The organism is Helicobacter cetorum MIT 99-5656 (genome assembly GCF_000259275.1).
Lineage (GTDB): Bacteria > Campylobacterota > Campylobacteria > Campylobacterales > Helicobacteraceae > Helicobacter > Helicobacter cetorum.
In genome coordinates, this window is the sequence record NC_017735.1 from 1,113,790 (window position 1) to 1,135,159 (window position 21,370).

At 35.7% G+C, this 21,370-nt stretch carries 20 protein-coding genes; 7 read left to right on the forward strand and 13 right to left on the reverse strand.

Annotation, left to right across the window (positions count from 1 at the left end; all coding sequences use genetic code 11):
• Position 1: 1 nt before the first annotated feature.
• The 13 genes from bamA to HCD_RS05390 all read right to left on the reverse strand — a co-directional run bounded on the left by bamA (position 2) and on the right by HCD_RS05390 (position 12,594).
• Positions 2–2,686: an outer membrane protein assembly factor BamA gene (gene bamA, locus HCD_RS05335; protein WP_081482787.1), complete on the reverse strand. Its 2,685-nt coding sequence runs from the start codon at positions 2,684–2,686 to the stop codon at positions 2–4.
• Positions 2,687–2,767: 81 nt separating this feature from the next.
• On the reverse strand, positions 2,768–3,850 hold the full coding sequence (mqnE, locus tag HCD_RS05340) for an aminofutalosine synthase MqnE (RefSeq protein WP_014659553.1): 1,083 nt from the start codon (positions 3,848–3,850) through the stop codon (positions 2,768–2,770).
• Between the two features lie 78 nt (positions 3,851–3,928).
• Positions 3,929–4,822 carry a hypothetical protein gene (locus HCD_RS05345; protein WP_014659554.1) on the reverse strand — a complete coding sequence of 298 codons (894 nt, stop codon included), beginning with the start codon at positions 4,820–4,822 and terminating at the stop codon, positions 3,929–3,931.
• Entirely contained in the window at positions 4,812–5,426 is a 615-nt protein-coding gene (locus tag HCD_RS05350) for a hypothetical protein (RefSeq protein WP_014659555.1), read from the reverse strand. Before HCD_RS05350 ends, HCD_RS05345 begins: the two co-directional genes overlap by 11 nt.
• A 112-nt stretch (positions 5,427–5,538) precedes the next feature.
• On the reverse strand, positions 5,539–6,060 hold the full coding sequence (gene ppa / locus HCD_RS05355; RefSeq protein ID WP_014659556.1) for an inorganic diphosphatase: 522 nt from the start codon (positions 6,058–6,060) through the stop codon (positions 5,539–5,541).
• A gap of 61 nt (positions 6,061–6,121) precedes the next feature.
• Positions 6,122–6,343 (reverse strand): hypothetical protein, encoded by a 222-nt coding sequence (locus HCD_RS05360; protein ID WP_014659557.1) that lies wholly within the window; start codon positions 6,341–6,343, stop codon positions 6,122–6,124.
• 69 nt (positions 6,344–6,412) lie between these two features.
• Positions 6,413–6,583 (reverse strand): hypothetical protein, encoded by a 171-nt coding sequence (locus tag HCD_RS09340; RefSeq protein ID WP_158308557.1) that lies wholly within the window; start codon positions 6,581–6,583, stop codon positions 6,413–6,415.
• A 206-nt stretch (positions 6,584–6,789) separates the two neighbouring features.
• Entirely contained in the window at positions 6,790–7,794 is a 1,005-nt protein-coding gene (locus tag HCD_RS05365) for a glycosyltransferase family 25 protein (RefSeq protein WP_014659558.1), read from the reverse strand.
• 193 nt (positions 7,795–7,987) lie between these two features.
• Positions 7,988–8,644 (reverse strand): glycosyltransferase family 25 protein, encoded by a 657-nt coding sequence (locus HCD_RS05370; protein ID WP_014659559.1) that lies wholly within the window; start codon positions 8,642–8,644, stop codon positions 7,988–7,990.
• 44 nt (positions 8,645–8,688) lie between these two features.
• Complete coding sequence (locus HCD_RS05375; protein ID WP_041594916.1) at positions 8,689–9,246, reverse strand: glycosyltransferase family 25 protein; 558 nt, start codon at positions 9,244–9,246, stop codon at positions 8,689–8,691.
• A gap of 1 nt (position 9,247) precedes the next feature.
• Positions 9,248–9,859 carry an adenylate kinase gene (locus HCD_RS05380; protein ID WP_014659561.1) on the reverse strand — a complete coding sequence of 204 codons (612 nt, stop codon included), beginning with the start codon at positions 9,857–9,859 and terminating at the stop codon, positions 9,248–9,250.
• A 14-nt stretch (positions 9,860–9,873) separates the two neighbouring features.
• Positions 9,874–11,613, reverse strand: coding sequence for an aspartate--tRNA ligase (gene aspS, locus HCD_RS05385; protein ID WP_014659562.1), 1,740 nt, complete (start codon positions 11,611–11,613; stop codon positions 9,874–9,876).
• A gap of 39 nt (positions 11,614–11,652) precedes the next feature.
• Entirely contained in the window at positions 11,653–12,594 is a 942-nt protein-coding gene (locus tag HCD_RS05390; protein ID WP_014659563.1) for a chemotaxis protein, read from the reverse strand.
• A gap of 74 nt (positions 12,595–12,668) precedes the next feature.
• On the opposite strand from HCD_RS05390, the gene ligA reads away from it, so the two are divergent.
• The 7 genes from ligA to HCD_RS05430 all read left to right on the forward strand — a co-directional run bounded on the left by ligA (position 12,669) and on the right by HCD_RS05430 (position 21,364).
• A complete protein-coding gene (gene ligA / locus HCD_RS05395) occupies positions 12,669–14,621 on the forward strand; it encodes an NAD-dependent DNA ligase LigA (RefSeq protein ID WP_014659564.1) in 1,953 nt (650 codons plus the stop codon).
• 69 nt (positions 14,622–14,690) lie between these two features.
• Positions 14,691–16,127, forward strand: coding sequence for a 4Fe-4S binding protein (locus HCD_RS05400; RefSeq protein ID WP_014659565.1), 1,437 nt, complete (start codon positions 14,691–14,693; stop codon positions 16,125–16,127).
• 4 nt (positions 16,128–16,131) lie between these two features.
• Entirely contained in the window at positions 16,132–16,737 is a 606-nt protein-coding gene (locus tag HCD_RS05405) for a hypothetical protein (RefSeq protein WP_014659566.1), read from the forward strand.
• A gap of 10 nt (positions 16,738–16,747) precedes the next feature.
• Positions 16,748–16,957 carry a hypothetical protein gene (locus tag HCD_RS05410; protein WP_041594830.1) on the forward strand — a complete coding sequence of 70 codons (210 nt, stop codon included), beginning with the start codon at positions 16,748–16,750 and terminating at the stop codon, positions 16,955–16,957.
• A 20-nt stretch (positions 16,958–16,977) separates the two neighbouring features.
• Entirely contained in the window at positions 16,978–19,791 is a 2,814-nt protein-coding gene (locus HCD_RS05420) for a formate dehydrogenase subunit alpha (protein ID WP_227624858.1), read from the forward strand.
• A gap of 11 nt (positions 19,792–19,802) precedes the next feature.
• Positions 19,803–20,462: a formate dehydrogenase FDH3 subunit beta gene (gene fdh3B, locus HCD_RS05425; RefSeq protein ID WP_014659570.1), complete on the forward strand. Its 660-nt coding sequence runs from the start codon at positions 19,803–19,805 to the stop codon at positions 20,460–20,462.
• 20 nt (positions 20,463–20,482) lie between these two features.
• A complete protein-coding gene (locus HCD_RS05430) occupies positions 20,483–21,364 on the forward strand; it encodes a formate dehydrogenase subunit gamma (protein WP_014659571.1) in 882 nt (293 codons plus the stop codon).
• Positions 21,365–21,370: the final 6 nt, after the last annotated feature.

The window sequence follows — 21,370 nt, forward strand, 5'->3', positions numbered from 1 at the left end:
ATTAAAACCTTGTTCCCATAGAAAATTCAAAGCGTTGGGTGTAATCTTCCATGTTAGGATTGTAGCACAGCCCTTTACACTTCTTGCCATTGCCATTACCCCACTGATTAAAGAATGCGATAGGGAAAATCAATACCAAGGGTCCCATAGGCGAAATCCATTCAATCTGTAAGCCAGTAGATGCTCTCCAAGTCGCTCGCTCATACCCAGCCCCTATAACACCATAATCCTTAAAGTTTGCCGTAGTTCTAGGGGCATTGTAAAAGAAATCTCCCTTGTTTGGGGTTTTGAAAGTCAAAAAGCCAAAGTCAAAAAACCATGCCAAACGCATTTTAGCCGCTTTTAAAATCCCATAACTCAATTCCGTAGAAGCGGTAAAAATACCATCGCCTCCAAGCCACAAACCAAACTCATCTTTAGGGGTAACGGAGCCATTTCTGAAGCCTCTTACGGTGGTTACACCTCCCATGTAGAAAGTGGAGTTTAGGGGTAGATAATCCTGTGTGTTATACCTAAAGATATAACCCCCTTGCGTTTTAAAACGAGCGATTAAATCCAATAACAAATACTTTTTTAAATCATGATAGGCTGCAAATTTACCATAGACTTTGGTGTTACGCACATTCCCACCCAGTCCGTTCCAAGAATTGAGCGTGCCAGGACCTGGTAAGCCAGCCATGGTTGCGTAAGAATTGAAAATAATCCCATTTCTAGGAAAATAATAATCATCGGTATTATCATAGCTAATATCAAAAGTAAAAGAGCTTGTCATGGGGGTGTGGTAATCCCTATCCCAAAGACCTGTAACAGGCTTAGTATGACCTACCACGATAGAATCAGGACTTGCACAACTTTGCACATGCTTGATACCCAAGAGCAACCCCAAACTTGATATACAGATAGGTTGAGATGGAATAATTACTTGATTCACAGAAGAATAATACCGGTTATATGCAGGGCTACTAAAACCTATAAGTTTCGTAACATTGAAATTATATCCCAAACTCACATGGGTTCTATTACCTAGCATTCGCCCCAAGTTCAAGCCAAAACCTCCGCCTTGTTGCACATACTGATAGCTTACTCTATAATCCGCATAAAGATTAATCGTAGAGCTATACCAACTATCAAAAAGCCTTGGATTTCTCAAACTTAAATTCCCTGAAAACATACGCCCCGCACCCTTTGGCATGCCTGGATAAGATTTTCCCCCACCTGTAGCAATATTTGCATACAAGCTCACGCTTTGACCCGTACCAAAAAGGTTTCTCTCACTCACGCTTCCATTTAGCATAAGCCCTCCATAAGAGCCATACCCTAAACCGAATTGTAATTGTCCGGTGCGCCCCTCCTCCACACTCACTAACAAATCCATAAGTGAGCTATTAACCCTTTTTTCTTCAATCTTAACCTTAGAGAAAAATCCCAAACGCCTTAAAGAGTTTTCTGAATTTCTTAGTTTACTCAGACTATACTTATCCTTAGGACCTAGTAAAATTTCACGCCTAATAATTCTGTCGCTTGTGCGTTGATTCCCTGAAATAATCACATCGTTGATATGCACCATATCGCCCACTTCAATGCGATAAATCACTTTCACAAGCCCATTTTTTTCGTCCTTATCTAGGTCTGGCTTTACTACGGCAAACGCATAGCCCTTGTCTGCTATTTCAGTTTTTAAAACCTGTGCATCGGCTCTTAAATGCTCAATGTTAAACACATCTTTTTTCTTAATTTTAAGCACTTTTTGAAGTTTTGCTAGTGGCACAACAGGATTATCAATCTCTATTAAAATATCTGAAACCTTGTATTGAATCCCTTCTTTCACTTTATAGTGAAGCTTAGCATCACGAGTAGAAAAATCAGTTTTTAAGAAAGGCGAAGAAATATTAGCGTCCAAAAATCCCCTACGCATATACACATCTTGAATACGCATGGAGTCATACTCTAATTGGTCAAGGCGTAACTTCCCATCATTTAAGCCCCACATCCAGCCCATAAAATCTCGTTGCTTATTCGCACTTAGAGATTCAATCACACGGCGTTTGAGTTTAGCACTCCCCTCATAAATGGATTGTTTGATGTGAATATTCCCCCCTCTATTCACATCAAATACAATCAACAACGCTCCCTCATTGACCTTTTGTGTGCGCACTTCTACCACGCTTCCATAATAACCTTGGCCTTCTAAAGCTGTTTTTAAAGCAACCTTAGCATGCTCTAATTTTTGTTCATCAAAAGTATCACCCTTTTTGATTCCCATTTGCGATTTTAGGGTGTCCTTTTCCTTTTCGCTCCCATAACCCTTGATTTCTACTCCAGCAATTCTAGCTTTTTCATCAAAATGAAACTCTAGCATGCCATTCTCAAAAGTCGCATAAACATCTTTAAAATACCCTTGATTAAACAAGGCTAGGACAGCAGAGTCTATTGTTTTGGAATCCAAAATACTACCCACACGAATCTTTACAATCTCATTAGCGAGCATATCAGACATGTATGAAAGTCCGATATAAGAAATGGATTTGACTCTCATTTCTTTTTGCTTTTCTTTTTGTGTTTCTTTCTGAGAAGTCAAACCGCTTTGTTTAAAGCCTTGTGATACAGGTTGCGTATTCTTCTCTAAAGCTCCAACACTTACATTTCCACATACAAAGACAAGAGAAGTTAGAACAAGTTTTTTAATGTTGATTTCCTTAATAGGTTTGGCTTAAGTGTTTCTAGTAGCGTTATTATAACCACTCATTCTTAAAAACACTAAAAATCCTTAAAATTTCTGTATAAAATTATACAGACTATCCCTTTCTACCGCAATAAAACCTGCATCCTTGATTTGATGGATTAAATCTTCTTTTTCTAAACCATGCCTACTTTTAGCCCCAGCGGCACTTTGGATACTCTCTATTTCTATAGTGCCATCTAAATCATTAGCGCCAAATTCTTGGGCTACTAAGGCTAAGTTTAAGCCCAAAGTCGCCCAATAAGCTTTAATATGGGGGATATTATTTAAAAGGATACGAGATATGGCTATCGTTTTTAAGATTTCTATCGCACTAGGGGATTTTTCTACTTTCAAATAGTTGTTTTCTCTTTGATAAAGTAAGGGAATAAACGCATTAAAACCCCCTTCTTTATTCTCTACTTTTACTTTGGGGCTTTGAATGTTTTTTAATCTTAGCATATGGTCTATGCGATGAACTTTATCTTCAATATGTCCAAAAAGCATGGTTGCATTACTCATTTTGCCTAGTTTGTGCCAATAAGAATGGATTTCTAACCACCTAGTAGAGCTGACTTTTCCATTACAAATTTTTCGCCTAACTTCTTCATCAAAAATTTCAGCTCCACCACCGGGCATAGAATCTACTCCAGCCTTTAGCATATCTTCTAGAACTAATTCAAAAGGCTTATTAAATTTGGTGCTTAAAAAATTCACTTCAGCGGCAGTCATTGCCTTTAAGTGTAAAAGGGGCATCTCTTGTTTGATGGTTTCAAAAACCTTTAAATACCATTCATAAGAGTAGTTAGGGTTATGAGCACTTACAATATGAACTTCTTTAATCCCCTTAGCGTAGGAATTTTTAACCTTCTCTACGATTTCTTCTAAACTCATCTCATAGGGGTTAGGGTTCTTCCTATGAGCTGAAAACGCACAGAATTTGCAAGAATCCGCACAAATATTGCTGGGGTTTAAATGCCTATTGACATTAAAATACACGATTTTTTGATGCAAATTTTGACGCAAATTATCAGCCACTTCGCCTAGTGTGTATAAATCATAGCCATAAAGCTTGACTAATTCCTTAGGGTCAGTTACTTGATTGTCTAATACTTTTTCTAAAAAGTCCATTATTAATATCACCCTTTCATTTCAAAAACAAGCATTGTAGCATAATTAAGAATGCTGTTAATGTATTTATTATATTACTTAAATAGCAACGCTAGAATTAGTCGCACGCTTTTTCTTAGTAATATAGGTCATATAATAATCTTCATTGAGTATTTTTAATAGCTCCGTAATATCTTTATTTTCTTTTAAGGGTTTAAATTTTTCATTTGTATACAAGGGGCTTTTAAAATTCCTAGCATAATTTTTAAAATCATCATAAAATTCACAAAAAATATCTAATTTACTCTTATTGTTGTTCTTTTCATCTTTTTTCAACAAAAGATTGATTTTTTTAAGATTTAATGGCTTAATATCTTTATAATCCATAGTTATTTCAAGACCTAAGGTTTTAATTTCCTTAGTGAATGTATTTAGCTCGTTCTCTGTGGCTTCTTTGTAATACTCTATAAAATCCTTATCTAATGCTGTTAGAATTTCAAATTTTTTAAAATAAATCGCATTTTCTCTTAAATCAATAATTGCATCAACAGAATTTCCTAGCTCAATACCATTTTCATACAGATTACATTGATATTGCACTTCGTCCCCATTGAAATCAAGCCATGCAAACCAACGCTTTTCAATCTTATACTTGGGGGTTATTTTTTGAATGTTTAATATAGACTTATTATAAACAAAGGCTAAAAAACTTAAATCCTTAAAATTAGGTTTAGCATTATCGCATTGTTTTAAACACTCTTTAATGCGTTTAAAAAAAGATAAATCACTATCTTTAATCACAAGCCATTCATGGCTTTCTTTAGGATAAAAGTCTTCATTCCCTTTAAACTCAATTGCTGTAATAGTATTCAAATCAAACTCTGTAAAAAACGGATTGTTTTTTAAACTTTCTGAATTATTAATGCCTATTTTGTAGGCGACTTTGATTTTATCCTTTTGTTTCACAAATGCTCTTAAACCATTATCTAACATGATGATTTTCCTTTTTTTCTTTGATTTCTTTTTCGTTGATTTCTAAAATAAACCAAGTGTGTTTGTCTAATCCCACACGAAAAACTGCAAATTTTTTATTTTCTTCATTATATAGCTCTTTGTATATATTATCATATAGACTTTTATGCATAATAAAAATATAATTTGTGCCTAAACTCTCCACTCTATACACACGATAAGAAAGGCAATACCATATGGGGTTAAGATAACTCACATTATGCAACATAAATAAGAAAAAAAGAAAGAGAGTGATACCAAGAAACACCCAACCATTATAACTTTCATAAGGTTTCATGCTAAAAGCAACCACACAAATAGCAAAAAATGCTGGTATTTGTTCGCTATGGATAGGATAAATTTTTTGTATTACAATAGGGTTTTGTTCATGTTCGGGGTCTTTAGTGGCTTTTTTAATCCAAAATAGCAACAATAAAAAACTCACTAAAACAGCTACAATAAGCACGATAACAGCGTAATAATAAGGAAATCCATTGTTATTGTTGACACTTATTGTGTTGTTTAAAACATACGCCCAAACAACCCATATAAAAGTTGAAAAGTTAAGGCATAACCTAGGAAACATTTTTTATTGCTTTTATCTAAATACTAGTCCATCTTTGAAAAAGATTAAAACAAAGGGTTTCTGCATACTTAAATAACTGTCATTTGTATGAATACCTCCTTTGTGAAATCCATTAACCTTGATACGCTTTTATGGCACTCTCTAAAACCTTAATTGCACTCTCTTTGTTTTCAAACCCCTTGACCTTCACCCATTTATTAGGCTCTAAGTCTTTGTAGGTCTCAAAAAAATGCTTGATTTTATCTAAAGTGTGTTGAGATAAATCATCAATGTCTTTGACATAGGAATGTGTGGGGTCAACTTTATCTACAGGTAAAGCAAGCAATTTTTCATCTACCCCACTTTCATCTTCCATGTTTAATACCCCAATCAAGCGGGCTTTCACCACACTTCCAGCTTGAAAAGCTACATCACTTAATACAAGCACATCTACAGGGTCGCCATCAGCCCCTAAAGTGTTAGGCACAAAGCCGTAGTTTGCCGGATAGTTTTGCGCTCCATAAAGCACTCTATCTACCATTAAAGCCCCACTCTCTTTATCTAGCTCATACTTAATATTAGAATGCTTGGATATTTCAATCACAACATGCAATGCACTAGCATTATGGCTTACTTCTAATTTATCTAAATTCATTTTAATCTCCCTAATTTTGTTTAAATGGTATTAATTGAGCTTGGATTTTATCATAAAATGCTTATGATTTGAATTGATTAATGGTGGCGTCTAGCTCATTTGTGGCGTTGCCAAGATTAGTAGCAATTTCCATAATCGTAACGCTTTCTTGCGAAGTTCTTAAGTTGATTTTTTTAATATCTACAATTTCTTTGGCGATGTCAAAAAGATTATGCCCTATTTCTACAAAAGCATCAATGGTAACATTTGCATCTTGGATAGCAACACCTAAATCCTGTCCCATTTGCTCAAATTACCATTGAACTCCTACACTCACTTCGCTTAAATGCTCCATTTTTAAAAAAGCCATTCTTTAGTATGGACTGCAATCACTAATTTGCTTGAATAAATCTATAGTATAAAACAACTGCAAGTATACAATGCCTACGATATAGATAGAAACACTTTTAGCGTTTTTCATGATGTCCTTTTTTGTCATAAGCTTAGGGTCGTATTTGCTATAAGCAATTTTAGGCTCTAGCATTCCCCCATCAATTTAGGCATTTTAATAATAGGTGTAGCCCCCTTGAGTTTTTAAACACAATTCTAGACCCATCTTTCAATGTTATTTTATTGTTTAAAAAATAATCATTAGTTTATGAATATTATAAAAAATTTAAATAAGCCATACCCCAAACGATAAGGGTAAGCCCAAATCAAAGGAAAAATAAAAAATGAGTGTTTGTGAGATTAAGTGTGAGATTCTAAGTGGGCGTATTTTTCATAAAATTGCTGGAAGGCTTTTAGGCGTTTTTTGGCGTTGGTAGCATAACTGAAAAGCCGCTTCAAATACGCTTTTCTAGGGGGAGTGGGTAAAACAATTTTATAGCGTTTTTTGTTTTCTTTCTTATTGCCTTGATGTTGGCTTTGGATGGTGCTATTAAAGGAATGCCCATTCAAAGACAAGGCACAAGGCACATAAGTCAGGCTAGCAACATCATGGTAGGTAGGATTATCCATAAACATATCTACCGGCTCTATGATTTTAAATTTTTTTGTGGCATCTATAAAAGTTTTTGCTCCCTTTGGCGTGAGATAGTAGCCTGCTGTAGTAGCAACATACACGCTTGTAAGATAAAAATGTTCTAAGAATAACGCTTCTTTTTCTCGTTTGCTAAAATATTTTCGCTGAAAAAGTTCTGCTGTTTTTGTAGGGATACGGATAATAATCTGAGATAAGGGGATAGATTTAAAAAGATTTTTTAACCTGCTTTTTATGTAGTATTTAAAATTTTTTTCCGTATTGGCTGTTTGCGTAAACAAAGTATTAAAGTCTGTGCTATGAAAATACCAATAATCACCATAGAGTCTTACAAAATCAAAAGGACTTTTTAAACAATCTTCTAGGGCTTGGATAAAATTGGACTCTAAGGCTACATCATCTTCTAAAACAATGACAGGTTGATTCAATTTAGCACACTCTTCCCATAAAAAATAATGGCTTAAATAACACCCTAATTCAGGTAAACTCAAGCCATTACCCACACTAGAACAAAACCAATCGGATTGCAACAAGCTTGAAGCATCATAAAGCTCTTTAACTAATTTTTCAAAATCTTCGTGTTTAGGGCTAATAGCATCAAAAATATGAAAAACGCAATGCCCCCTAAACTTTTCGTTAGATTCTAAAACCAATTTTTCAGTATCCAAACGCCTTTTACTATCTTTTAGAGAAATAATATAGACAGAAATCATAACCAGCTCTTTTTGATAATAAGAATCAAATCTTAAAACATAAGAATATATTCTTGTATTTTATTAACCACTCTCTCACAATATTTCTTCCGCTACTATATCATTTTTCCAAACCATATAAAACCATTTGGGTGTCCTTAATAAAGCATCTATTTTATCATAAAACATAGCTTTTTGCCCTATTGAGACTTGTTTAGGTTTTTAAATGTGCATATTTTTTGCTGTATTTTTGAAAGGCTTTTAAGCATTTTCTTGCATTCAATTTATGATAAAGGAGATTGTTGTAATATGATTTTTTGGGAGGCTCTAATGAGATATTAGACTTCTCTACATCTTGAATAGTGCTAATTTCATAATGTTTGCTTAAAGAAACAGGACAAGGCAGATAGGTAAAATTAGCAACATCATGGTAAGCAGGATTATTCATAAACATATCCACTGGCTCTATGATTTTAAATTTTTTTGTGGCATCTATAAAAGTTTTTGCTCCCTTTGGCGTGAGATAGTAGCCTGCTGTAGTAGCAACATACACACTTGTCAAATAGAAATGCTCTAGGAATAGTGCCTCCTTTTCAATATCAGTGCGAGATTCTCTAAAAGTCTCTTTGATGCTTATTTCCTTTGCTAATAAGGTGTCATATTTCCCCATGAGATTATCATATTTCCCCATGAGATTATCATATTTCCCCATGAGATTATCATATTTCCCCATGAGATTATCATATTTCCCCATGAGATTATCATATTTCCCCATGAGATTATTGTATCTTTCTGTCCGAGCTAAAAGATTCCCAATGACATGATTAAGTTTTCTTTTAATTTTTTTGAAAATCACTTTATCAAAAGACATTTTGTAGTGCGCTGTTTTACAAGGCCGAGATAGTTCTTTAGGGGTTAATTGTGTATCAATAACAGGGTTTTGCTGTATTTCTTGTGGTGAATGGGGGGGGGGGTAACCTTATCGTTTTCAATGGGTATTTCTCCAACGGATGCCCAAATATCTGTATATAAAGGAAGTGCGTTAAAATTGGTTTTATGGCCTCCCCAATAATGCCCATAGAGTCTTACAAAATCAAAAGGACTTTTTAAACAATCTTCTAGGGCTTGGATAAAATTGGACTCTAAGGCTACATCATCTTCTAAAACAATGACAGGTTGATTCAATTTAGCACACTCTTCCCATAAAAAATAATGGCTTAAATAACATCCAAATTCTTGGGGCAATAATTCTTTAAAACAATAATCAGAATGAAACCAATCAGATTGCAACAAACTTGAAGAATTATAAAGCTCTTTAACTAATTTTTCAAAATCTTCGTGTTTAGGGCTAATAGCATCAAAAATATGAAAAACGCAATGCCCCCTAAACTTTTCGTTAGATTCTAAAACCAATTTTTCAGTATCCAAACGCCTTTTACTATCTTTTAAAGAGATGATATATACAGGAATCAAATTACCCCCCCCCCCCAACAAATTGTGAAGGGCATCCACAAGTTCCAAAAGACAAAATGTATGCTTGCATTTCACTCACAATTTCTTCAATACTTCTTTCGCCATTGATAGTTTTATGCAAGTTCTTGGCCTTGTAGAAGTTTTGAATATCTGCTAAGGGGTCTACAAACACTCTCATGCGGTTATTAAACACCACTTCGTTATCATCAGCTCCTCTTGAGCGCCCCAAAACTCTCTCTTTAGCAACCATTTCACTCACTTCTACTTCAATCACGCTTTTTAAAACCACTTCATCTTGAGCGTTTAATTCCTTATCTAAAGCGTTCATTTGCTCTACGCTTCTAGGATAACCATCAATTAAAATGATTTCTTTACTAGAGCTTTTAATCGCTGAAAGAATCGTTTCTACCACAATTTCTAAAGGCACTAATTCACCTTTAGAAGTAAAACTTTCAATAAGTAAGCCCCTCTCTGTCTTTTTAGCGCTCTCAGCTCTTAGTAAATCCCCAGTAGAAAAATGAGCGATTTTCTCGCTGCTATTCTTAGCAATCATCTCTGCATCAGTGGTTTTACCACTACCTGGGGCTCCAATAATCAAAAATAGTTGTTTCAAATAGTATCCTTTCTTTATTTAGGGTTTCTTAAGCGAATGTGTAATTCTCTCAATTGCTCTTCGCTAATAGAACTAGGTGCATCAGTTAATAAACATGAAGCTTTTTGCGTTTTAGGAAATGCAATCACATCTCTAATGCTGCTAGACTTTGTCATAAGCATAATCAATCTGTCAAAGCCTATCGCAAAGCCACCATGGGGGGGTGCACCAAATTTTAACGCTTCTAGCAAAAAGCCAAATTTATTCTTAGCTTCATCTTCATTGATATGGAGCTTTTCAAAGACTTTCTTTTGAATTTCTTCTTTATGAATTCTAATGCTTCCCCCACCAAGCTCCACACCATTAAGCACCACATCATACGCATAAGCTTCAATCTCTTCTATATTCTCACATTCTATATTTTTGGGCATAGTAAAGGGGTGGTGTGCGGCGTGATAGCCATTTTCTGTTTTTTCAAACATAGGAAAATCCACTACCCATAAGAAATTTAAGGCATCTTTATCAATTAAATCAAGCATTTCAGCTACTTTCAAGCGCAAGCGCCCCATGTAATCTAATACGATTTTCTTATCCCCTGCTCCAAAAAAGACAATATCCCCAACTTGTGCGTTAGTTCTCTCTAAAATGGTCTTAAGCCCTTGTTCACTTAAAAATTTAGCCAAAGGCCCCTTAATCTCATTGTCTTTAATTTGCAAATACGCTAACCCTTGCGCTCCGAATTTACGCACAAATTCTTCTAATTCTTTCAAAGTGCTACGACTAAATTTTTCATCAGCCCCCTTGACATTCAAAGCTTTAATGCGTTTATTTTTAGAATCTTGTGCGATACTAGAAAAAATAGGGCTTGAGCTATCCATAAAACAATCCCCTACTTCTACTAAAGGTAACTCAAAACGCAAATCCGGTTTATCGCTCCCATAATTTTCCATAGCTTCACTATAAGGCATGCGTTTAAAAGGCGTAGAGATAACATGTCCAGTTGCTTTAAAAATCTCTTGTAATAAATCTTCTACCACGCCCATTACATCATTTTCATCACAAAAACTCATTTCGGCATCAATTTGCGTAAATTCTGGCTGTCTGTCTGCTCTCAAATCTTCATCTCTGAAGCAACGAGCGATTTGAAAATACCTATCCATTCCCCCTACCATTAAAAGTTGCTTGAATAATTGCGGGCTTTGAGGAAGGGCAAAAAATTCGCCATCATGCACCCTACTAGGCACAAGATAATCTCTTGCCCCTTCAGGCGTGATTTTAGACAACATAGGGGTTTCAATCTCTAAAAAGCCTTTTTGAGCCAAAACATTACGAGCAATAAGGGCTACCTCACTACGCAATTTAAAGACTTCATAAGACTCTTTGGAGCGTAAATCCAAATAGCGGTATTTTAAGCGTAAGTCCTCATTCACGCTTTTATCACCAATTTCAATGGGTGGAGTCGCACTCTTATTTTCAACCACCAAATCTTCTAAAACGACTTCAATTTTTCCTGTTTTTAGCTTAGGGTTTTCTAGCCCTTGCCCTCTTAAGCGCACCTTTCCTGTAGCTACTAGCACAAATTCATTACGCACTTCCAAAGCTTTCTCATAAGCTTTTGAGCTAGGGTCACACACTAATTGCACCAAACCACTCTTATCTCTTAAATCAATAAAAATTACGCCCCCATGGTCTCTATAAGTGTTGCACCACCCAGCAACTTTGACTATTTCATCAACATCTTTTTCGCAAATTTCTGCACATAAATGACTTCGCATGCTTTTATCCCTTTAAATTTAATCATTAAAAATTGAATTTTATGAAAGCGCTCTTTTAAGCATTTCATGGATTTCAAGAATGTTAGATTTTACCACAAAACCATCTGCTTCTAAAGATTTAGCTAATTGACGATTAGAATCGCTACTCATAGATGAATTGATAATCACAGGAATGTATTGAGTTCTCTCATCAGCTTTGATGGTTTTTAACACTTCAAATCCTGAAGTTACAGGCATTTCTAAATCCGTAATCACAACGCCTACTTTTTTATGATTATCCTTTTCATACAAATAATCTAACAATTCCTTTCCATTTGAAAAGGCTAAATAGCGTAATTCTAAAGTTTGAACGATTTTTTCTAAAGTCTTAAGGGCAGTTAGGGAGTCTTCAGCAATTAAAATAAGCTTTTGACTTTGGATAGCTTCCATACAACGCAAGGTCAATGCATCCAAATCTTTCATGGTAGGAAAAACATCGCCTATCATTCTTTCTACATCTAAAATTTGCATAACCCTTTCATCATCAAAACGAGTGATAGCTGTAACCTTTCCATCAGCACTAATGCCTTGTTTGTCTCCGGCACTAATTTCATTCCAATTTTTATGAATGATTCTCTCAATCTTTAAAACCTTTAGAGCCACTAGGTGGTTAGAAAAATGACACACAATAACAAGATTATTTGTATCTGTAATGCCATATTCTTTTAAATCACGATTAGAATAACTAGCATCATAATGTAGCCACCGCTTCACATCTACTAAAGGAATGGATTCACCCCTAACGGTGAGAAATCCAAGCATCATGCTATCACTTCCCCCCATAGTCTCTGTAATCTCCCCATCATAATGAATGATTTCTCTAATCTTAAAAATATTCATGCCATAAAGTTGAGCATCTTTTTCTTCATCTACCCTAAAACATAAAAATTGTGCTTCATTATTTAAGTGTAAAGAAGTCGTCTTATCAATGTCTTTTACCACTTGTATTCCCCTAAGCCTTGCAGAGATTAAATGTTATAATACTACCCTAATTTAGTTTAAAAGGTTTTTAGAATATGCTAGAAAGCCAAGAAGAATATTTAGAAAGAATTGAATATTTAAATACATTATCACACCATTATTACAATCTCAATGAACCCATAGTGAGTGATGCCACTTATGATGAACTCTATAAAGAATTAAAAGATTATGAAGAAAAAAATCCTAGCCAAGTTCAAGCTAATTCCCCTACTCAAAAAGTTGGGGCTACTACGCTAAATCAGTTTAATAAAAACCCCCATTTGGTGCGGATGTGGAGCTTAGATGATGTGTTTAATAATAGCGAATTACAAACTTGGTTGCAACGCATTTTAAAAGTCTATCCTAACACTAAATTTGTGTGTTCACCCAAACTTGATGGGGTCTCTTTAAATCTTTTATACAATAAGGGCAAATTAGTGAGTGCAACTACTAGGGGCAATGGCTTGGAAGGCGAATTAGTTACCATGAATGCAAAAAATATCGCTAACATTCCCCACATTATTTCTTATGATGAAGAAATAGAAATTAGGGGCGAAGTGATTATCTTTAAAGATGATTTTGAAACTTTAAATAAAGAACGCTTAGAGTCTAACGAATCCCTATTTGCTAACCCTAGAAATGCTGCTGCAGGGAGTTTGAGACAGCTTGATAGTAGTATCACAAAAAAGCGTAAATTGCAATTTATTCCTTGGGGCGTGGGTAAGCATTCTTTAAATTTTCTAAGCTTTAAGGAATGTTTGGATTTTATTGTCTCTTTGGGTTTTAGTGCGATTGAATATCTAAGTTTAAATAAAAACCACGAAGAGATAGAACAAAGCTATCACATGCTTATTAAAGAAAGAGATGAGTTTAAAGCCCTTTTAGATGGCATGGTAATCGTTATTGATGAACTAAGCACACAAAATGAGCTAGGCTACACCCAAAAATCCCCTAAATTTGCCTGTGCGTATAAGTTTCCAGCCCTAGAAAAACACACGAGGATTTTAGAAGTGATTAACCAAGTAGGGCGTAGTGGAGCTATAACTCCTGTAGCTCTTTTAGAACCTGTAGAAATTGCTGGGGCATTGATTACTAAAGCGACTTTACACAATTATTCTGAAATTGAAAAAAAGAATATTATGCTTAATGATATGGTCGTAGTTATTAGAAGTGGTGATGTGATTCCTAAAATCATCAAACCTTTAGAACATTATAGAGATGGCTCACAACACCCCATTATTCGCCCTAAATATTGCCCTATATGTTCGCATGAGCTTTTATGTGAAGAGATTTTTACTTATTGTCAAAATATTAATTGTTCCGCAAGACTTAAAGAAAGCTTGATTCATTTTGCTTCTAAGGACGCATTAAATATTCAAGGCTTAGGCGATAAAGTCATAGAACAACTTTTTGAAGAAAAGCTTATTCTTAATGCCCTAGACTTATATACTTTAAAATTAGAAGATTTAATGCAACTAGACAAATTTAAAATCAAAAAGGCTCAAAACCTATTAGATGCCATTTTTAAGAGCAAAAACCCACCCTTATGGCGTTTAATCAATGCTTTAGGGATTGAGCATATCGGTAAGGGAGCGAGTAAAACTCTAGCAAAATATGGTTTGAATGCATTAGAAAAAAGCGAAGAAGAGTTTTTAAAGATAGAAGGTTTTGGGGTTGAAATGGCACATTCTTTGGCGAATTTTTATGCGAGCAATAAAGAATTTGTTAAAGCTTTATTTAACTTATTAAACCCTATTGTTGAAGAAAAAATAGAGATTTTGAGCCACTCTATTTTTAGCCATAAAACCATTGTTCTAACTGGCACGCTTTCTAAACCAAGGCAAGAATACGCTCAAATGCTAGAAAACCTAGGGGCAAAAATTGCTTCAAGCGTGAGCACTAAAACAGATTTTCTCATCGCTGGAGAAAACGCTGGCTCAAAACTGGCTCTAGCACAAAAACATGGTGTTACTATTTTGAATGAAGAAGAATTGCTAAAATACCTTTAAAAATATGGGTTTAAAAAACAAATTTTAAACATTTAATTTTTATTTCATTAATTATCCTATAATAAGAAAATGATTGAATTTGTTTATGTAAAAGACCCTAAAAACCCTAATATTATATTGCATGACCACATCAGCATAGAAGAAACTTCTAATATAGAATGCGTAGTGTGTAATGTTGAAAATCCTAAAGCTAAAGTCATTGCTAAAGAAGTGGATTTTTTAATCCAAAATTCCACACAAGATGCTTTAGAATTAGCTCAAAGTTTGAGTGTTTTATATGAAGTGAATGCTCTTAAATTTGATTTTGATAACACTAAAATCAGCTTTATAGAAAAGCAAGAGCAAGAATTCCAAGAAGTAAGAGAACATTTTAGCTATAACGCAAATATCTGTCAGTATCATAAGCGCCAAACTGAATGCTGTGCCAAATGCACTGAAGTGTGTCCTAGCCTAGCTATCACAAAATTAGATAAAGAAATCGCTCTTAAAAATAATCTAACATGCGAAGATAACCGCCATTTGGTTATTAATCATAGTGCTTGTATAGATTGTGCTAAATGTATAAGCGTGTGTCCTAGCGGGGCGTTAGTGGATAATAAAATGAATTTAGAAAGCTTTCAAGAAATTTCTAAATTATACAAAGGATACACTCCCCTACTTTTAGACAGGTTTGAAGACTTAGAAAATTTAAAAATCAATCTTAAAAAAGAAGTTTTGCCCCTATGTTTAAACCTTAATGTGTTAGAGCAAACCTACTTACTCACACTTTTACAAGAAAGTGGCTCTCAAATCGTGCTTTTTGCCCAAGAGCTTAATGAACTAAGCAGTGGCACAATAGAAAGCATTCGGCTTTTAAATGAAATTTATCAAGCTATCTATAAAACAGACGCTATTTTAGTAGCGAGTGATTTAGAAAGCTTACAAACGCATTTAAATAACGCTCAAACTTTGCCACAAACGCATTTCACACCCCCTATTACTATACAACACACTAAAAGAGATAATTTTTCTCAAAGGATTAGTTTTATAGTAGGTCAAACAAACTATAAAGAAAAAACAAGTTGTGGAGAATTTATCCGCTACGGGCATATTGAGATCAAAGATAATTGCACCTTGTGCTTATCATGTGTAGGGGCGTGTAATACAAATGCCTTAAGCATTGATGGCAATAACTACACCCTAAGCTTTAATGGAAGTCTATGCACCACTTGTGGGTATTGCGAAAGTATTTGCCCTGAAAAAAATTGTTTGACTTTATTTAGAGATGGCATTAGTTTAGAGCCAAATTACTTTAAGCCTATTGTCCTAGCTAAAGATGAAATTTTTCAATGTAAAATGTGTTCTAAGCCTATTGGCACGCAAAAAAGTGTCTTAAAAATCGCTAATATGATGACCCCCATTTTTAAAGATGATAAGAGAAAAATCGCTGCGCTTTATGCGTGTGCTGATTGTAAGGTTAAGATTATGCTAGAAGATTTTTTAGATATTAATTCTATTTTAAAGTGAAGATATGCAAATAGATGAAAATGTATTCAAAGCTAGAGCGTTGTATTATAGGTTTTGGCATTATTTAGTGAGTTTCATAGAAGAAGAAAAAGATTTTTTAGTCTTACAAGAATTAGTTAATCATTTATCATCATTTAGTTTTGATGAGACTTCACAAAACGCATGGCACAATTTAAAAACGCACTTAAATTTTGAAAATTTTAAAAACGAGCAGAATTTAGTGTTATTTTCGCCTAGTTATAACCTTGTGCCACTAAGCGCGTCCTTTTATATAGACAAGCAAGAAAACGCCCTTTCACGCTTAAAAGCGATTGAGATTTTAAAGCTTTCACAACTAGAAATCACTAGCCCCTTAATCAAGCAAAAAATCAGTGAAGATGATTTGAGTTTTTTAAGCCTTTTAATGAACGCCTTATTATTTGAATGTATAAACAAGGACAAAAAAGCCTATCTTTTATGCGAACGCTTGTTTAAAGAGCTTTTTCATCTCTTTTGCGATGATTTCTTACAAAATTTACAAACGCACCCAAAGAGTGTTTGTTATCTTAATTTTGCTAGTATTTTGAGAACCTTTATAAAACATGAAAGATTGTTTTTTAATCTTAATTGAAAGGAAAAATATGCAAAGACGCAACGCACTCAAAAAAGCTCTGCTTGCTTTAGGTGGCATTGCCTTAGCAAGTGAGAGTTTAAAAGCCACTATGCCTAGCAAAAAATTCACCAACACACAAAGTGATAGCAGTGGTGTAGTTATCGGTAAGAGCAATAAAAAAGAAATTCTTTATCATAAAACCCAAGCGTGGGAAGATTTTTATAAAACCGTTTGGTAATCTTAAAGAAAGGAAATAGCATGGAACAAAAGCCTTTGAGTAGACGCTCTTTTTTAAAAATGGGCGCTATAGGAGCTGGTGCGAGCGTAAGCCTTGCATTTGGAGAAAATCAGGTCAAAAAAACGGACAAGATAATAGACCCAAATGCCGGAGTTAAGAGAGTAAAGACTATTTGTAGTATTTGCTCTGCAGGATGTGGGATTATTGCTGAGGTTAAAGATGGGGTTTGGATTAGACAAGATGTCGCCCAAGACCACCCTATTAGTGCAGGAAGTCATTGCTGTAAGGGGGTAGACCAGATTGACTTAGTCAAATCTAAAATGCGTCTTAAATACCCTTTGAAAAAGGAAAATGGCGAATGGAAGCGCATTAGCTACGAGCAGGCTATTAATGAAATTAGTGAAAAAATGCTAAAAATGAGACAAGAGCATGGTCCAGATAGCATGATGTTTTTAGGGAGTGCAAAAATGAACTCTCAGCAAGCTTACTATTGGAGAAAATTTGCAGCCTTTTATGGGACTAATAATATTGACCATGTAGCAAGGATTTGACACAGCACAACAGTCGCCGGTGTGGCGAATACTTGGGGGTATGGTGCGATGACAAATCACTTTGGAGATATTGTAGGGCATTCTAAAGCTATTTTAATGGTGGGCTTAAACTCTGCGGTGAGTAATCCTATTGGCTTTAAACATATTTTACAAGCTAAGGATAGAAACAACGCTAAGCTCATTGTGATAGACCCAGTTTTTACAAAGTCTGCAGCTAAGGCGGATATTTTCGTGCGTATTCGTTCAGGCACAGATATTGCCTTTGTTTATGGCATGTTACATTTAATCTTTAAAAATGGTTGGGAAGATAAAGAGACTATTAGAACTCGTGCCTATGGCATAGATGAGATTAAAAAAGAGGCTATGCACTACACCCCAGAAGTGGTAGAAGATATTACAGGCGTGAAAAAAGAGTTGCTTTATCAAGTAACCGAGCTTTTTGCTAAAACTAAGCCCGCTACGCTTTTATGGGCGTTAGGGATTACCCAACATAGCGTAGGTAGCTCTAACACACGCATTTTGTCTATTTTACAGCTTATTTTAGGCAACATGGGCAAAAAAGGCGGGGGCTGTAATATTGTAAGAGGGCATGATAATGTGCAAGGCTCAACGGATATGTGCTGTGTGGCTGATAGCTTACCGGCATATTATGGCTTAGGCGAGGCGAGCTGGAAATATTTTGCAAAATGCTGGGGCGTGAGCTATGAATATTTACAAAAACGCTTTTTTTCGCCTGAGTGGATGCATAAAAAAGGCTTTTCGCTTTCTATGTGGTATGAGGGCGTTTTACAAGAGACTAAGACCTATTCAAGTGCGCCTATTAAGGGCTTATGGGTTCAAGGTAATGGCGTAACTAGCCTAGCGCATAACACCGATATGGCAAGAGCGATTGAAAAATTAGATTTAATGGTGATTGCTGAACCTTTTTTAAATGAGGCGGCAATTTTGAGCGATAAAAAAGACAATATCTATGTCCTACCCATAGCCACTCAGTTTGAAAATGAGGGTATTGTGGTAGCGACTAATAGAGCGGCTCAGTGGCGTTCTCAAGTAGTCAAGCCTTTATATGAGTGTAAGCAAGACCATGAATTGATGTTTTTAATGGCAAAAAAGTTTGGCTTTTATGAAGAGTTTACTAAGGCTTTAATGTGTGATTTTGATAGTAATGGCGAGCTAGTCAAAACTAGAGATGCCTTTGATTTTGCTACAGATGCGTGTAAGGAAATGGCACGAACGCTTAAAGTGATTGGCTTAGGGGGCTGGACGCCAGAGAGATTAAAAGCCCAACAAGAAAATTGGCATATGTTTGATTACATTAGCCTAGAGGGTAAGGGGGCTATGAAAGGGCAATTCTATGGCTTGCCATGGCCAGCTTGGACGCCTAAGCACTCTGGAACGCCTATTTTATACGATGTTTCTGTGCCTACAAGTGCTGGGGGCATGGGCTTTAGAAACCGCTTTGGACTTGAGCATAATAGGCATGATTTATTAGCGGATAAAAGCGTGAGTGTCAAAGGCTCTCATATTAAAGGGGGCTATCCAGAACTTACTAAAGCAAATATTGAAAAAGTGCTAGGCATTAAACTAAATGAGCATGAGAAAAAAATCATGGGCGATAACTGGAAAGTAGATACAAGTGGTCTCATTCAAAAATACGCTGATGAAAAAGGCGTGTGCGTCTATGGCAATGCAAGAGCGAGAATGATTGTGTGGGATTTTAACGACCAAATTCCTAAGCACAGAGAGCCTTTACACTCTCCACGCCCAGATTTAGTCAAAAAATACCCCACATTCAAAGACCAAACGAATAATTTTAGGGTAGATGTGCGTTATATTAGCGAGCAAGAAAAACAAGTTTGGGCGAAAGATTTTCCTATTATCATTGCTAGTATGCGTTTGGTTAATTTAAGTGGGGCGGGCATGTTAGAGAGAACGAGCAAGTATCTTTCGCATATTACGCCTGAAATGTTTTGTCATATCCATCCGGATTTAGCCCTAAATCATGGCATTAAAGATGGCGATATGATGTGGGTGCATTCCCCACAAGGCACTAAGATTAAAGTGAAAGCCATTCATAGCTATTCAGTAACCGCTGATAGGATTTGCATGCCTTATAGCTTTGCAGGAATTTTACAAGGCGTGGATTTATCTCATCGCTACCCTAAAGGCACTAAGCCTTATACTATCGGTGAAAGCTCAAACACCATTACCAACTATGGCTTTGACCCGGTTACGCAAATTCCGGAATTTAATGCCGGATTATGCAGAATTGAAAAAGCTTAAAAGGAAGAATTATGGCAAATCTTGTGTATAAAGACGCTCCTAAAACTGAGCCTATACCAAATCGCATGAAATTTTATTGCGATGATAATCGTTGTATTAGTTGCTATGCGTGTAGCGTGGCTTGTAGCCATTCTAATGAATTAGAAGTGGGGCTAAATCGCCGTAAAGTCGTAACGCTTTATGAAGGCATTGAAGGCAAGGAAAAGTCCATTTCTATTGCATGCCAGCATTGCACGGACGCCCCTTGTGCTCAAGTGTGTCCGGTAGATTGCTTTTATATTAGAGAAGATGGCATTGTGTTACATAATAAAGAAACTTGCATAGGCTGTGGGTATTGCCTGTATGCATGCCCTTTTGGCGCGCCACAATTCCCACGAGATGGGGCTTTTAGCGTTAGGGGGGTTATGGATAAATGCACCATGTGTGCGGGAGGCCCCGCAGAAACTAATTCAGAAAAAGAAATGAAACTTTATGGGGTCAATCGCATTGCAAATGGGCAAGTGCCTATGTGTGCGGCCACTTGTGCGACTAATGCCCTATTAGTTGGTGATGCAAATAGCGTGGCAGAAGTCTATAGAAGAAGAGTGATGAGTAAATATGCTAACGCACAAGATTTTAAAACTAAGCTTAAACACCAACTTGAAGATGCGAGTTCGTCCAAACGCCCCTAAAACCACCAAAAAGGATTAGCATGAAAAAGATTAAAAGCGCTCTTTTATTTTTAGGGGGGTTATGCCCCTTTTTAAGCGCTACGCCCCTAGATACAGAAAGGGTTTTAGGTATTTTAAACTACGGACAAACCCACACCAAACAATTAGGCGCAATATGGACTCTTTTACAAGGGCAATATTTTATTTGGTTGTATGTAGCGGTGTTTTTTGGCGTGATTTTAGGCTTTGTGGCGCATTATTTAGCTATTGGAGCAAAAACTTTTAATCATAGCGCAACAAAAATCACTTTTTTTAATCTTTTTAATCGCATTATCCACTGGGTTAGTGCTGTGGGCTTTATTTTATTAGTGCCAACCGGACTGATTATGATTTGGGGCGATTTTTTTGGTGGTGGGGCGTTTGTTAGGGCGTGTAGAATCTTACACTCTATTGGGTGTGTGATTTTTACCATAGCGGTGTTGCCTATGTTTTTAATGTGGGTTAAAGACATGTTTTTTAAAGTAGCGGATTTACAATGGCTACTCATTATGGGGGGCTATCTCTCTAAAGAAAAAAGAGAAGTGCCGGCTTATAAATTTAATGCCGGACAAAAAATGTGGTTTTGGGTAGCGACTCTAGGGGGCTTAGTAATGATTGTTAGTGGAGCGATTTTGTATTTTAATAACCTTAATTTGAATTTTCTAGCTTCTAGCTTAGGTGTGTATCAAATTTCACTCTTAAGATTAGTTGCCCTTATTCATAATCTCTTAGGCTTAGTGGTTGTGGGGCTATTTATCACGCATTTATACATGTCTATTTTTGCCATTAAAGGCTCTTTACATTCTATGATAAATGGTAAAAAAGAAGTGGAAGAAGTTAAAATTTTGCATAGTTTGTATTATAAAGAAAGGGTTCAAAAATAACCCCTG